Source organism: Streptomyces sp. NPDC055078, from assembly GCF_053607985.1.
This window is the reverse complement of the sequence record NZ_JBSGUP010000147.1, coordinates 1-14,636: the sequence shown is the minus strand read 5'-3', so window position 1 is coordinate 14,636 and position 14,636 is coordinate 1. Positions and strand designations below refer to the sequence as shown.

10 protein-coding genes and 2 pseudogenes are annotated in these 14,636 nt (G+C 70.1%); 11 read left to right on the top strand and 1 reads right to left on the bottom strand.

From position 1 onward, the window contains the following. Positions 1 to 230: 230 nt before the first annotated feature. Positions 231 to 3,278: a CRISPR-associated helicase Cas3' gene (cas3, locus tag ACWF94_RS15355; protein ID WP_453487843.1), complete on the bottom strand. Its 3,048-nt coding sequence runs from the start codon at positions 3,276 to 3,278 to the stop codon at positions 231 to 233. Positions 3,279 to 3,451: 173 nt separating this feature from the next. Between cas3 and ACWF94_RS15350 the strand changes: the two genes are divergently transcribed. The 11 genes and pseudogenes from ACWF94_RS15350 (at position 3,452) to ACWF94_RS15300 (ending at position 14,452) form a co-directional block, all read left to right on the top strand. After that, positions 3,452 to 4,915, top strand: a complete 1,464-nt coding sequence (locus tag ACWF94_RS15350) for a type I-E CRISPR-associated protein Cse1/CasA (RefSeq protein ID WP_453487842.1) — start codon at positions 3,452 to 3,454, stop codon at positions 4,913 to 4,915. Next, positions 4,908 to 5,507, top strand: coding sequence for a type I-E CRISPR-associated protein Cse2/CasB (gene casB / locus ACWF94_RS15345; RefSeq protein ID WP_453487841.1), 600 nt, complete (start codon positions 4,908 to 4,910; stop codon positions 5,505 to 5,507). The genes ACWF94_RS15350 and casB overlap by 8 nt, the downstream gene beginning before the upstream one ends. 4 nt (positions 5,508 to 5,511) lie before the next feature. Next, positions 5,512 to 6,867 (top strand): type I-E CRISPR-associated protein Cas7/Cse4/CasC, encoded by a 1,356-nt coding sequence (locus ACWF94_RS15340; protein WP_453487840.1) that lies wholly within the window; start codon positions 5,512 to 5,514, stop codon positions 6,865 to 6,867. Continuing rightward, positions 6,864 to 7,703 carry a type I-E CRISPR-associated protein Cas5/CasD gene (gene cas5e / locus ACWF94_RS15335; protein ID WP_453487839.1) on the top strand — a complete coding sequence of 280 codons (840 nt, stop codon included), beginning with the start codon at positions 6,864 to 6,866 and terminating at the stop codon, positions 7,701 to 7,703. The genes ACWF94_RS15340 and cas5e overlap by 4 nt, the downstream gene beginning before the upstream one ends. After that, positions 7,700 to 8,431, top strand: a complete 732-nt coding sequence (gene cas6e, locus ACWF94_RS15330) for a type I-E CRISPR-associated protein Cas6/Cse3/CasE (protein WP_453487838.1) — start codon at positions 7,700 to 7,702, stop codon at positions 8,429 to 8,431. The genes cas5e and cas6e overlap by 4 nt, the downstream gene beginning before the upstream one ends. 102 nt (positions 8,432 to 8,533) lie before the next feature. Next, positions 8,534 to 8,626 (top strand): annotated as a pseudogene (locus tag ACWF94_RS15325) (DNA-binding protein); the annotation flags it as partial. A gap of 385 nt (positions 8,627 to 9,011) precedes the next feature. Further along, positions 9,012 to 9,254: a type II toxin-antitoxin system VapB family antitoxin gene (locus ACWF94_RS15320; protein ID WP_453487837.1), complete on the top strand. Its 243-nt coding sequence runs from the start codon at positions 9,012 to 9,014 to the stop codon at positions 9,252 to 9,254. Then, the gene (locus ACWF94_RS15315) at positions 9,254 to 9,673 is read left to right on the top strand and encodes a PIN domain-containing protein (protein ID WP_453487836.1); all 420 of its coding nucleotides are present in this window, start codon (positions 9,254 to 9,256) and stop codon (positions 9,671 to 9,673) included. Before ACWF94_RS15320 ends, ACWF94_RS15315 begins: the two co-directional genes overlap by 1 nt. Positions 9,674 to 9,934: 261 nt before the next feature. Then, positions 9,935 to 10,397, top strand: a pseudogene (locus tag ACWF94_RS15310) (Uma2 family endonuclease); the annotation flags it as partial. Positions 10,398 to 10,569: 172 nt separating this feature from the next. Beyond that, complete coding sequence (locus tag ACWF94_RS15305; protein ID WP_453487835.1) at positions 10,570 to 10,974, top strand: hypothetical protein; 405 nt, start codon at positions 10,570 to 10,572, stop codon at positions 10,972 to 10,974. Positions 10,975 to 11,248: 274 nt separating this feature from the next. After that, positions 11,249 to 14,452, top strand: a complete 3,204-nt coding sequence (locus ACWF94_RS15300; protein ID WP_453487834.1) for a tetratricopeptide repeat protein — start codon at positions 11,249 to 11,251, stop codon at positions 14,450 to 14,452. Positions 14,453 to 14,636 lie beyond the last annotated feature (184 nt).

Below are 14,636 nucleotides of genomic sequence, written 5' to 3'. Positions count from 1 at the left end.
ACCTCAGAAGTCGATGCTTCCGGCGCGGAGAGTGCTCACCTGCTGGCGGCTACGGCACCAAGTCTCTACGACCCGGTAGCTCCCATTAGGCGCGGGGGGCGATCCGCGTGGCCGTACCGTACTTCGGTCGCACCAAGGGCCCCGCTGACACGGGGAGAAGGGAGCCGGAAATCTCGGTATGTCCAGCCCATCCCTGCGGTGGGTGGGAGCAGGGACGGGCAGCGTACCGCTCAGGTCTTGCGAACAACGTGCAGGCCTCGTGCGGAGTCGTAGGCGATGGGCCCCTGTTTCGGCCCGCCGACGCATCTGCCCCCATCATCGAAGACGATCACATGCCTGTTCCGCAGCGCCCGGCCCTCGGAGAACGGGGGCCATTCGGAGACCGGCGAGATGTGTCTGAACCAACTGGCCGGAATGCCGACGGTGTTGAGAAGCAAATTGCGCTGCTGGGCCCTGTGAGCCTCGATGCCTTCTTGATCGCTTTGAGCGCTGTGGTCATCGAGGCCGGCGGGGATATTGCCATCGATGTCATAGCTGTGGGACGGGCTCCCGTCGTCGGCGTAGCGGCGAAAGAGGACGATCACGCTCGTGGTGGGTTCCCCCATGCGCGACCGCGCCGCCAGTTCACGGGTGCCGTCGTTGCCCCGGCCGTGTGATTCGCCGCTCTTGAGGGCCTCGACGCCGGTCGGCTCTCCGTCGAGGCCGTAGGGGTGCAGGGCGCGGACGTAGGCGGTGTTGTCCTGGTCGCCGAGATCGTCCGTCCACCGCTCGTGGGTCGCGCGGAGCAAGGAGCCGATGGGCGTCGACGGAAAGGGCGCCGGGTTGTAAGCACGCTCGATCAGAGAGGCGCCGTCACGCGTGGCGTCGAAGCAGGCGGTTCCGAGCTTCCGTTCCGGGTTCGGTTCGTCCGCGTGGAGTGGGCATGACGACGGGGCGGTGACGAGGCCGTAGAGGAGGTACCAGGACATCGCCAGCGCGTAGGGCGCATACACATGGGCGTCCTTGTTGCCCGGAGCCGCCGGGGTGCCCAGGGCGCCATCGACGGGGACCCGCACGAGGGGGAGACCGTCCGGACCGGGCAGATGGAGGACGGTCATCCGCGCATCGCGCATGGAGGCCGGGCGGCCTGCCTGGTTGGGGGCGTGACGGTGAAGACGCCCTCGGCGCTGGATGAGCAGATCGACGGGGGCCAGGTCGGTGTAGAGGCGGTCGAAGTCCAGGTCCAGGGACTGTTCCAGCAACTGAGTGGCGATGACGAGAAGGCGCTGTGGTCGGGCGGGGTTGCGCTCGCTGCGGTCCTTGCCCGGCCCCAGCGTTTCCCGCAGCGATACCTCCCGGACGAGGCGGTTGCGGGGCAGCATCTGCCCGTGCAGGAGAACGATCTCCTCGCGCCGCCAGCCGTACTTCCCGGCCAGCGCGAGTGCCTCGGTCCAGAGGTCGTGGGCGGAGTCGACCCGGTTGCGGATCACCGCGGTGATCCCTCCGCCTGTGGCTTCGCGGAGAATGAGGTCGGCAAGTTCGGCGGGGCCTGGGTCGGGGACGAGTTCCACCCGGGTGTGCTGCGCTGCGGGCTCCTCGTCCGGTCGCACGCAGGTGACCCGCCCGTCCTCGTCGACCAGGGTGACAGGCCCGTCCGTCCGGAGTGCACGTGGCTGGGTGCGGTGGCCGCGGCACCAGGCGTCGACAAGAGCCTGCCGGGTGACGGTGGGCAGCGTGGCGGAGAGCACCACCACCGAGGCTCCGGCGTCGGCGAGCCAGGAGATCGCCGCCTCCAGCAGCCGCTCCTGGAACAGTTCGTACGCGTGGGCCTCGTCGATGATCACCGTCTTGTTGGCCAGGCCGAAGAGCCGCAGGAACCAATGCTGCGACGCCTGGGCGGCCAAGGTGATCTGGTCCACGGTCCCGATGCCGAACGGGGAGAGCAAGCCGCGGCATCTGCGGAGGTACCACGGGTCGAGGACCGGCCGTCCGCACGTCTCCGAATCCTGCGCGCAGGACAGGGTGTCCTCGATGAACGGCAGGGTGTCGGCGACGTGTTCGTGTCCGCCCCAGCCCCTCCGTTCTCCGGCGTCGAGCAATTGGTGAACGGTCGATGACGCTTCCGCCGTGCCGTGGACGATCGCCAGGTTGGCGTCCGTAGGAGTTCCGAAGGCGTGGGTGAGAAAGGAGATGTACTCGGCAGCGGCCTGATCGGTCGCTGAGCGGGTGGGCATCGCGACGTACAACCCGTGATAGCCGTTGACGCGGGCGAGATGGTGGGCGTACCAGAGGGCGAGGCTGGTCTTTCCCGACCCGGTGGCGCCTTCCACGATGACCAGGGCGGGACCGTCGGCGGGCGCGGCCTTCATGGCGGTCGCCTGGAAAGGACGCGGTCGAGGGGTATCGGGGAAGAGCCCTGCCCACTGCGGAGGCCCGGGGTACCAGGAGTGCAGCCGCAGTTTCCGCACAGCGGCGTCCGCCTCCTTCCGCGACGCGTTCCACCACTGCTCGACGGTCTGGTCGGGAAGCCGGTAAGGGAAAAGCGTCTCGTCGGAGGCGATCCAGTCGGCCATGACGACCAGACCGGCGAACAGGGGAAGATTCACGGGACGTTCGAGGCAGGTTTGCTCCGGCAAGCGCTCCAGATCGACACCGAACAGGCGCGCGAGGGTGTCGATCATGTGCCGGTAGTAGGGGTCCCAGTCGTCAGCCCGGGCCGCACGCGCCGCCCGGTGGACGGTGTCGAGGTGGGGGATATGGCCGTGATGGCCGCCCAACAGCAACGCCACGGTGTGGAGCCCGGGAAACGTGGGCCGTCCCGCACCTCCGCAGTGCCCGCACCGGCAGCCGAGCAGACGCGGCAGATGATGGGCGGTGACGTGCTGATGTCCAGCCCAGGGGGCCGACCCCGACTCCGCCGGAAGCGGCAGCCCCGCCCGGCGCGCCTTCGCACGCCAGGCCCTTCCCTCCTGTCGCAGTTGCCCGCGATCCCACCTGCTCGCGCCGAACCGGACGAGGAAGCAGGCGGACGCCTTGCCCAGGTCGTGCAGGGCGGCGTAGAACATCGCGTTCCGCCGGGCCACCGCCTCCTCCCCGGCCCCCAGGGCCATGGCCAGCCGGTCGCGTACCGGCCGCGCGAGATGGTTGTCCCACAACTCACCTGCGATGGCACCGACATCGAGCATGTGCGCGAGCAGTGGGTTCCAACTGGCCTCACCACGAGAGCCACTGACACCGTGCCGATCCGTTTTGCCCCAGATCAACAACCACTCGGGACCGACTTCTCGAAAATCCCTCATCCGATCACCCCGCCGCTGCTAGCGTCCGACTCATGCACTCCGCCCAACCCACAAGGACATACCGAGGTTTAGGAAATTCGTCTGATCCGGCATGGCGGTGGGATCCACGCACACAAGCGTGCCAGCCGGCACTGACACTGGATGAAACCTCCGGCAGGACCGCGGTCCGGCCGATGAGCTTGGTGGAGCTCCTGCGCAACGCGGACCGGATTCCCGCACTGGCGGGCTCGACCCATGGCGAGGACGTCGCCGTCTTCGAGTACCTGACGGCGATCCTCTACGCGTCGGAGCACGTCCCCGCATCGCCCGGGGAGTGGCGCCGCTGGGTCGAGGACCGGGAGTCACTGGAACCGGCGGCAGACTGGCTGGCCGGTGAGCCGGATGACCGCTGGGATCTCTTCCACCCTGACCGGCCGCTGGGTCAGAACGCACAACTCGCCCCGTTCCTGGACGAGTACGGGGTGGGACACGCGCAAATCGTCATCGAACGCGCAGGCGACTACAACCAGTTCTTCGACAAGTCCCATCTGCACGACCCCGATCCGATGCGGCCGGACATCGCGTTCAGGGCGATGCTCACCCAGCACACCTACGGCCTCGGTGGCCGGGCGATGGCCAAGGCGAACTGGCTGGGACCGCAGTTGACCTACCAGGCCGTCGCGCGGCTCGGCAGCCGCATCCGCGTGATCGCAACGGGACAGACGCTCGGCGACACGCTCCGACTGAACCTCGTTCCCGGCAGGGACCGGCGGCCGACCTTCAACTACTCCTGGACGGACGGGCGGCGGCCCCGGCGTACCTTCCGCTCCGGGAAGGAGCCCCGCCTCCCCGACGGCCGGGCGGACCTGCACTCCTTCCTCGGACGGTCAGTCCTGTTGCGCCCCGTCCTCGTCGACGGCCGGGTGATGGTCGACCGGGTGCTCCTGGCCGCAGGAGAGCTGCTCGCCCCGCTGCCCCCGACCTACCTGCAAGACGCGGCGCTGACGCGGACGACGGGTTACGAGGGGCCTCTGCGCCCGAACGCCGACCGGGCCATCTGGCAGGAGGCGCACGCGCTCTACGCGGCGGCCGCCGACCGGACCAAGGGGGCCGACCTGTACGACCGCCTCGCCGACCTGCCCGACAGGACGGTGAACCTCTGGGCGGTCGGGCTCATCTCCCGGAAGTCCGCCGCCAGCAGGTGGGTGTCGGACGCGTTCCCGTACACACCGGGCCTGCGGGTCGACCTGAAGTGGGCGTCCGACGAAGGATCGGCGATCTGCGAGTACGCGGCGAAGGCGCTGTGGGCGGCAGCGGCAACCGCTCGCGAGGCGGCGTACCCGAGCGCCAAGCCTAAAGACCGGGCCTCGCAGATCGCCCGGTTCAACGGGGCACGGGACATGTGGGCCGGAGCCGCCGCCTCCTTCCATGCGCTGCTCGACTCCGTGAACGCCGGCCGGCGCCCCGACGCGGGACCGCTGGAAACGTTCGCACGGGAGATCAGAGCGTCGACGCGCAAGGCTCTGCGCTCCCGCCTGGCCTCGCTGCCGCCCGGTGAGCGCGGAATGCGGGCACGGATCCTGTCCGAGGCAAAGCTCAAGACCATGCTGACGGCTGCGAAGTGCCCCGACCATCTCAGGGGAGACCCCGATGACTGATGCCCAGCTACCCCCGGAGCTGCAGGCCCTCATCGGCGAGGGTTCCGACAGCGCGGCCATGACGTCCGAGGGCCCGCCCCCTGTGGAGCGCCCTTCGTCCGAGCGGCTCAGCCGCTATCTGTGCCGCCTGGTGTGGACGCACGACGCCGGTGCGCTCGCCGATCTGAGACGGCCGGAAGCCCTGACCGAGCCGAGGCTGATCGCCGCGAACTACGCCGCGGAGGAGGAGCAACGGCTCGTCTACGAGAAGGTGGCGTTCCTGTTCGCGCGCTTCCACGCCGGCCGGAGCAGACCGCTTCCGGGCTCGGGCTCCATGGGCGGCTCGCTCCGCCGTATCGGCGGTCCGGGCGGCCGGGGCCCCAAGGACTCCGGGGCGACCCGTCTCCTCGACAGGCTGGTGGCCTCGCACGAGCTCCCCCTGCGGCACCTACAGCACGCGATCGAGCGCGCCCGCGCCTGCGACGTGACACCCCCGTCCTGGGCGCGGCTGGCGGACGACCTCACAGAGTGGCGGTCGCCCGGCAGGTCGGTCGCCTACGACTGGGCCCGCGACTTCTACACCCCCGTTTTCCCTTCGAAGAGGAACGACTGACGACGTGACGATCATCCGCAGCAACGCCGTGTACGAACAGCTCGGTTGCCACCAGTTCCTCTCCCTCCACGCGCTCGAAAGCCTGGTGGCAGTGCTGCCGGTCCGCGACGAGAACGGAATGGCGAAGATCATCCCGTTCGGTGGCGAGACACGGAATCTGATCACGTCGCAGGCACGACGACGGGCGGAACGGACGCTCGGCCGCGACCGTGCGAACGCGGGCGAGGGAGCGCTGGCCGGCTACACGATGGGCATGCGCACCCGCGAGTGGGCGCTTCTCACCTCGGACGCACTCTGCGCCCTGGGCTGGGAGCGGGCCGAGGCCCTCCCGACCGCCAAGGCCGTACTGGAAGGCGTAGGGCTCAAGTTCGGGGACAAGGAACGCACCCGCGACCTGACCAAGGTGCTGGTCTTCGCTCCCGAGGACGCCGGAGAGAAGCTGGGCGCTTCCATCGACGACAAGCGCGACGTCGTGGCCGGGTGGATCAAGGAGTTCCAAGCGGCACGTGAGGCGGCGAACAGCGGCTCCCGAGGCAAGAAACGAAGGGCTGCGGATACAGAGCCGACGGCCGACGGCGAGGAGGGCGCGAGCGAGTCGCGCATCCCTCCTCTGCCAAGGGAGGTACGAGCCGGAGTGCTCACGGCGCTCGCCCCCAGGGACGCCATCGACATCGCGCTGTACGGGCGCTTCCTCGCCGAGATCGCGGACTCGCCGAACGTGGACGGCGCTGTTATGACCGGGCCCGCCTTCACCGTGCACAGGGCTAACCAGATCGACGACTTCTACAGCGCCGCAGACGATGCCAAGATCCGGCGCAAAGCGAACGCCCTGGACTTCCTCGACGCGGCGGACGATGCGGGGGCGGGGATGACGGGCTACCAGTCCCTGATCTCGGGGACGTTCTACCGGCACGCCGCGCTGGACCGGGTGCAGCTGCGGAACAACCTTGCGGCCGGCGGGATGCCGCCCACGGAAGTGGACAAGGCCGCCCGCGCGGCGGAGCGGCAGTTCGTCGAGGCCTTCGTCGACGCCATGCCCCACGCGAAGAAGAACACCACCGCCTCCACGGGCTCCCTGCCCAAGCTGGTCCTCGCCTTCGAGGGGGCGCGTCCGTTCAACTACTCCGCGGCCTTCGAGTCGCCGATCGACGAGCGGGCGGGTGGCGGAGTCGCTCTTGCGGCCGCCCGCAGGCTCCTCGCACAGCACCGTCTGGTCACGCGTAAGCGCTCCGACATCGAAGGGGGACGTGTCCTCACCTACGACCTGGACATCCAAGAGCTGCTGACCGAGCTCGCAGGCCAGGACGGGGCGCTCGTCGCCACCGAGGCGGGTTCCGTCGAGGAAATGACCGCCCCGTGAGCCCGTACGTACTCCTGGCCCGATTGGCTGGCCCTCTCCAGTCCTGGGGACTGAGCTCGCGGTTCGACCAGCGGGACACACACCTCAGGCCGACCAAGTCTGGCTTCGTCGGTCTGCTCGCCGCCGCCGCAGGTTTCAGCCGGGAGGATCCGATCACTCCGCTCGACGAACTGCGGTTCGCAGTGCGTGCCGACCGACCCGGCACACCGGTGGAGGACTACCACACCGTCGGCGGTGGACGGTATCCTCTTCGCCCCCGTGACCTGATCACCGACCACCGGCTGAGCCGGACCACGGCTCCCCTCTTTGACGACGTGCCCGGCCGGGCGTTCGGTGTCATGCCCGGCCCCTCCGTCGGCGGCTGGTACGGGGCGCCCAAAGGCATCGCCCCCGATCCGAACAGTGGTCAGCTCCTAGCCCGCACCGGGCAACGCAATCCGATCATCACCAACCGCTCCTACCTCGCAGATGCCCAGTTCGTCGTGGCGGTCGAACATCAGGACAAGCAGATGCTGGACGAGTTGGCCGTGGCTCTGGAACAGCCTCGGCGCTTCCTGTGGCTCGGGCGGAAATCCTGCCCGCCCGCAGGAGAGATCTCCGGCGGGGTGTACCCCGGATGCATCGAGGAGGTCCTCGCTGCCGCCCGCCTGCTTCCGCAGGCCACCTCCGAACAGCCGTGGACCTGGGTCGAGGTGGCGCCCGGCACCACTGGCGCCTCAAGCATCAACGACCAGCCGGTCAGCTTTCACCCCACCCACCGCAGCTACGCACCCCGCTGGGAACGGCGCGTGTGCATCGAACCGGGTCAGTCCATCGGATGGGAGCACCTGCTGTGACCACGGCCTCCACTACCGTCGCGCGCTTCGTGGCCTGCCACAGCGTCCTCCACCTCGACGCCCGTCATGTTCTGGCGCAGAAGGCCATTCTCGACCCGCACATCATGCATCGCCTCGTGATGTCGGGATTCAACGGATGGATCACGCCGGGCGAGCCGGATCCGCGGGCCCAGATGGGCATCCTGCACGCCTGGACACTGGACCTGAGGAACAACAGGCTGGTCCTTATCGTCCAGTCCCGCGTCCAGTCGGACTGGTCGTTCATTCCCCGAGCGGCCCTGACCGACGGCATCACCACCCTGCCGATCGACATGGCGGTCCGCACCGGAGAGACATATGCCTTCCGGATCGTGGTGAACCCCACGCGCCAGCGTGGGGCGCGCGAGCACGATCACGCACCCCGCAAGCGACTGTCGGACACGACCCCCGGTCATGTCCGACAGTGGTTCGCCGATCGTCTCCAGGCCGACGGCGAGGAACGCGTAGGTCCCCTCGGTGTCCGTCGCATCGGAGCGCACGGGGTGACGGACAGCATGGCCGTGCGCATGCTGCCCAAGCTGAGCCTGACAGCCAAGCACCAGGGTGCCAGGATCGGCCGCGCGGAGCTGAAGGGAGAGCTGACCGTCACCGACTCGGAGACCTTCGTCGAGGCCCTTGCCAACGGCGTCGGCCGGGCCCGCTCCTACGGTGCGGGACTGCTCCTGGTTCGTTCCCCGGACAGTAGTTGACCGAGCAAGATCTGCCGGATCACGACCGGTCGCGGCGCTCGGAACGGGGTTCACCAAGGGGACTCTGCCCCCGAGGTCCCACCTGAGCCGCCGCGATCCGGCCTCCGCGTCCCGGCTCCCGTGATCGTTCTGACCTCCGAGCGCGACGACTGGTCGAAGCTCTGCGGGAGCCGCGTGATCATCAGAGAGGTGTGAACACTGCCGACTACGGAGTTTGCGAGTCCTATTGGCCGTCCGCGGATCCAGCATGGGCGACAGCGCCATCACATAGGTGCGTAGCGGAGTCACGCCACCGAACGTGCCTTGAGAATCAGTCAACGCGCCGCCCCAGCCCCGTCTCGGCCATGAGAGTCGAAGCCGCTCCCAGGGGGCTCACCGCTATGGGCACAAGAAATCCACGTAGGCCACCCATTCACCCGGCCGAGCGGCTCACCATTAGGTGACATCTCAGCAGGCATAGACTCCAGCCGACCGTGTTCCGCAGCCGCTCCGGCGAACCCGCAGAAGAACAGCAAACGATATCGCCGCCCAAAGCAAAATGATATCATTTGCCGTATCTGATCATCCGAGGAGGGCCAGCATGGCAAGGACAGTGATCGACCTCGACGAGACCATGGTCGCCGAGGCCATGCGGATCTTCGGCACCAAGACAAAAGCCCAGGCCGTACGCCTCGCTATGGAAGACGCCGTCAAACGGCACCTCCGGCAGGAGGGCTTCGAGGCCATGGACGCCGGCGACTTCGACTTCAGCGAGATCATCGAGAGCACCGGTCCTCGCAATGCCGACGGGACCCTCAAGCGCGACGGCGGCCAGGCCGCCTGATGCAGGACCGGTTCCTGATCGACAAATCAGCTCTGGCACGCTGGACGAAGCCCGGCGTGAGAGAGGCGCTGAAGCCTCTCCACGAGCGCTATCTGCTTGCAGTCTGCCAACCCACCGAGTACGAGATGATCCACTCGGCCCGGGACACCGCCGAGGCAACGCGAATCAGCACCTGGCTCCGCGCCTTCGACTACCTTTCCAGTGACGACGACACCTTCACCCGCGCACTGGAGGTGCAGCGCCACGCTCTCAACGCGGGGTTCCACCGGGCACTGTCACTCCCCGACCTTCTCATCGCCGCCACAGCGGAACTGAACCGGCTGACCGTCCTCCACTACGACGGCGACTTCGACATGATCGCCTCCCTCACCGGCCAACCCACCGAGTGGGTCGTGCCACCAGGCAGCGCCGACCGCTGAACGGTGCTGAGAGCGCTATGGAGACCACTGACTCCTGCGGGGAGCCCGCGGGCCCCGACATCGGCGATCGTGTGAGTGGCGAAGGCCCCGGCTCCGGCCGGCACCTGCCGCAGCAGCCCGGCCGACACTGAACCCGGCATGGGAAACGCGTACGCTCCGTGCTGGAGAGCGAGACATCCGGTCGGACCGAGGAGGGGACTGAGATGAGTGCGCGCAGTCCCCTCCGGGCCGGGCCGCGCCCAGAAGCGGCGGGGAACAATCGGGATGGTCGTCGTGAGCCCGAGTGTGTCCAAGCGGCACAACCGGCTGGCCCGGATCCTGGCCAATGCCCTGGACGCCGCCGCAGGCCCGGACTGGAACGCCGACACGGACTTCGACGTCCGCCTGCAGGACGTTCCCCTCACCAACCGCCGCCCTGACGTCATCGTCTACCGGGCAGGAGACCATCGACCTCACACCCACCCGCCCCGAACACGTACTCCTGGTCGTCGAGGTCGTGTCGCCCGGCTCGGAAACCACCGACCGGATCGTGAAGGTAGACCAGTACGCCAAGGCCAGTATTCCCTTCTACTGGCGGGTCGAACAGGCCGCCACCGGCGTCCCCATCATCTACACCTACATTCTCGACCCCGCCACCAAGGCATACCGGGACGGCGAGATGTACACCGGCGTGATCAAAGCTGCCGCACCCTTCTCCGTCGCCGTGGACCTGGGAGCCATCTGACGGCCGGCATTCGCTTGGGCACCAGGCCGACGAAGATCGGTCACGCACACACGGCAGGCGAGCACAACGACGCCCCGGCGCCAGGCTGGCTGTGCCCTCTCGTCGTCAGCGGCGCCGCCCTGAGCGGACAGCCCCGGAACCGGCGGCGCCCTCCGGTGCGTGCCTTCCAGGCATGGAAGATCGTTCACCCAGGTGGGGCGCGGGCTGTCTCACGCTCGTGCTCGGCGGGGTCGCGGGGTACGGGGCGTCCCGGGTCTCCGGGGCCGCGCGGCGGGAGTGTGCGGTGGTGCTGCGGGAGTTCCCGAGCGTGTTCGACTGGTGGACGTGGGAAACGCCGCTGAGCGTGGTCGCGGGGGCGCTGGCGGGGGTGGTGGCGTGGGTGGTTCCGACGGCGGTGTGCCGGAGTCGTACGGGCGCGCTGGTGGTCACCGGTGCGGCGTTCGCGGTGGTGGTGGTCGTGTTGGCGCTGACGCATATGGCCTGGCTGGGCACGCCCGCCGGGGCGGGAACCCATGACGAGAGCGGCTGCTCCCCGGAGCATGTCCCGCCGTGGTGGCCCGCCTGGCTGCCCGCGTGACCGGCACGGTGGGCAGGCAGCACACGCATGCCGGGCATCCGGCGCGCAGATGCGGCAGCCGACCGACGGGCAGCCAGTTGGCAACCGGTGGGCAACCGGCAGGCATAGAGGGGCCGTTCACCGGGCAGGCAACCGCGTGTCGGCGCGGGGGACGCATAGGTGTATGTGACATGAACGCCACAGGCAGAACGGATCAGCTCCCTCGCGCCCGGACCCCGTACGCAGGACACTTGTGACGGGTATGCGGAAACCGGACCTTGGAGGGGGACCCCTTATGCGGGACAGCCATCGGACCGAAGCCGAGGGGCTGTTGGTGCGCGCCGTCGAGGAGGAGGCCCGGCGGGCGGGCGGACCGGCGGACACCTCCGTGCTGATGGCGCGGGGGCGGGCGGCGCTGGAGACGATGGCGGCGAGTGCCGCTGAGGAGTACGCCGCGTACGAGCGGGCGCTGAGCGAGGCGGAGGCCGCGCAGCAGCCGCTGTCGGCCGAGTTCAACCGGCGCAATCTGTCCGCGCCCGCCCTGGTCACCGCGGTCGCCGCCGCCGCGGCGATGGGGGCCGATGTCGCCCTCGGGACGACGACCGGCACCGCGCTCGGCGCGGGTGCGATCGTCGCGGTGGCCGGGGCGGCCACCACCGGCGTCAAGGTGACGGCCTCGCACTGGCCGGCCGCCCACCGCAGGGCGGGCGCGCTCGGTCAGCCGGGCGGGCCGGAGCAGTTGCGGCTCCAGTGGCTCACCGCGCTGGAGGTACGGGGCATCCGCCCGTTCCTGGACCAGCAGCGGATGCTGGTCTCGGCGCGGCCGGACCGGAAGGCGTCCGTGGTGCCGCAGCTGCGCGGCGGGGACCGCAGTGCCGCCGCCCGCAGACGGTCGCTGCTTGAGCAGTCCTTCGCGCATCTGCCGGAGCCGGCGGGGACGTTCGCGGGCCGTCGCGAGGAGATGGCCCAGATCGCGCAGTGGGTGCACGCGGCCCGTGCGTCGACCGAGACCAGGCCGACGGTCGTGGTGCTGTACGGCGCGCAGGGCTCGGGCCGCACCACCCTGGCGGTGCGCGCGGCACACCAGCTGAAGGACCAGTTCCGGGGTGCGTGCGTCGTCGATCTGCGCGGCGACAGCGAGCAGCCGCTGCCCACCCGGGACGCGCTGCTGCATCTGCTGAACCGGCTCGGGGCGCCGCGTGAGCAGTTGCTGTTCCGGGAGCGTTCATCGGCCGAGCAGCAGGTGCGTCGGCTGGGCGAGCTGTACCACCAGCATCTGACCGGGCTGCCGGTGACGGTGGTGCTGGACGACGCCCGCGACCCGGCGCAGGTGCGCACCCTGATCCCGGAGCGCTCGGACAGCCTGGTGCTGGTGACGGCGCGCGCCCGCCTCGAACTGCCCGATGACATGCCCGCGTGGGTGCATCAGCTGCCCGTGGACGCGCTGGACGCGGCGGGCGCGGAGGAGTTGCTGCGGGCGGTGGCCGCGGCCGCGTCGGACGGCCCGTACGACGCCCAGTCGGAGGACCGGGTACGGGAGCTGTGCGGCGGGCTGCCGCTCGCGCTGCTGATCGCGGGATCCGCCCTCGGCACCCGTACCGCGCAGCAGCTCGCGGCCGATCTGGAGGCGTACGGCCCGGTCGACCCCGTCGAGCGCGCCCTGTGGCTGCGCTACACCGACCAGCCCGAGCCCGCCCGGCGGCTGCTGCGCCGGCTCGCGCTCGCCGGGCGGGCGTCGCTGGGTGCGGCAGCGGCGGCGGCCCTGCTGGCCACGGACGAGCAGGAGTCGCAGCGGCTGCTCACCGAACTCGCCGACGCGGGACTGATCGACCGGGTGCGCGGCGACCGCTACCGGCTGCACCATGTCGTACGGACCTTCGCCAGGACCCGGCTGCTGGACGAGGAGGAGGCGGCGGAGCGTACGGCGGCGCAGGAGCGGCTGATCCGGAGCTACGCGGATCTCGCCGGGGCCGTGATCCGTATGGTCGACGGCAAGATGTCCACCCGGGCCGGACAGTTCGGCGCACACGGCTTCTCCTCGCTGGACTCCGCGCTGCGCTGGCTGGACGACGAGTCCAGCTTCATCACCTCGGCGCTGCGGTACGCGGAGGGCGTCGACCAGCAGGCCGTGCTCCATCTGCTGGGCGCGCTCGCCGACTACTGCCTGCTGCGCGGCGATCTCTACCGGCTCGGGGAGATCAGCGAGCTGTCGCAGGCCGTGGACCAGGGCCTGTTGGAGCGTTCCGTGCAGTGGCGCACCGGTATCGCGGCCCGTCAGCTCGGTGAGCTGGACAAGGCCCGTACGACCCTGTCGTCCGTCGTCGGCCTCTACCGCGAGGCGCAGCACGACGCGGGCGCGGCCCTCGCGCTCTGCTCCCTCGGGATCACCCTGCACCACCAGGGCAATCTGACCGAGGCTGCGGCCAAGCTGAACGAGGCGCTCGCCCTCCAGGTGCCGGAGGAGCTGGCCGAGGACCGGGCCTGGTCGCTGCACGCGCTGGCGGCGGTGGAGCGGGACCGGGCCAATCTCGCCGTGGCCCTGGATCTGCTGGCGACGGCCCTGACGCTGCACCGGGAGGGCGAGTCGCTGCACGGTGAGGCGTGGACGCACTTCCAGCTCGGGCAGGTGTGTCTGCGGATGGGCGATGTGCCGCGCGGCGAGTCGGAGCTGCGGGCTGCGCTGGATCTGTACGGGCGCACCCGCGACAACCGCGGCGGGGCCTGGGCGCTGACCCAGCTCGCCCGGGCCCGGCTGGTCGACGGCGACCCGGCGCCGGCCGTGGACCAGCTGCGGCAGGCGCTGTCGCGGCACCGGGACAACGAGGACGCGCGCGGCGAGGCGTGGACGCTGTACTACCTGGGGCAGGCGCTGGAGGAGCGCGGCGACCGCGATCAGTCGGTGCGGGAGCTGGAGCGGGCCCGCACGATGTTCTCCCGGATGCGGGATGTGTACGGGCTGGCCTGCGCCCGCCATCACTCGGGGCGGGTCACCCGCGACCAGCGCGCCGCGCAGACCGGCAACCTCCGCAACTCCGGCTTCGCCCGTCAGCTCCTGGTCGACGCCCGCGCCGACTTCCGCCGGATCGGGGTGGCCCACGGCGAGGCGTGGACCTGTCTGGAACTGGCCCTGATCGACGCGGGCAACGACCGGGCCCCGCAGGCGCTGGCGCTGTGCGACGAGGCGGTGGAGCTGTTCGCCTCGTACCAGGACGACCGCGGCGCGGACTGGGCCCGCTTTCTGCGCTGCACCCTGCTGCCGTACGCCTCCCCCGGCGGGACCGAGGTCGGCACGGTCGTCGCCCAGGAGGAGCTGGCCCGGCTGCGGGAGCGGGGCCACCCCGCCCGCGACGGCAAGCTGGAGGACTGCGCGGAGGCGCTCACGGTGATGCTGGAGCGGGGGGTACGGCTGGAGGACGGCTGGCAGGCGTGGCAGCTGGGGATGGTGCCCAGCCGGCACGCCCGCGAGGTGATGGGGGTGCCGGTGGTGTCGACCGCCTGAGCCGGTGACCGGACCCGGTGGTGTCGACGCCCTGACCCGGTGGCCGGTGGCCTGACCCGGTGACCGGGCCCGCACGACGGACCCGGACCCGGGCCCGGGTCCGGGGACCCCGGTGGGCCCCGACACCCGTCGGGCGTGTAGCCCGGCGTGTTCCCGCACGCCCTGCGGGCGTGTCCTCAAACTC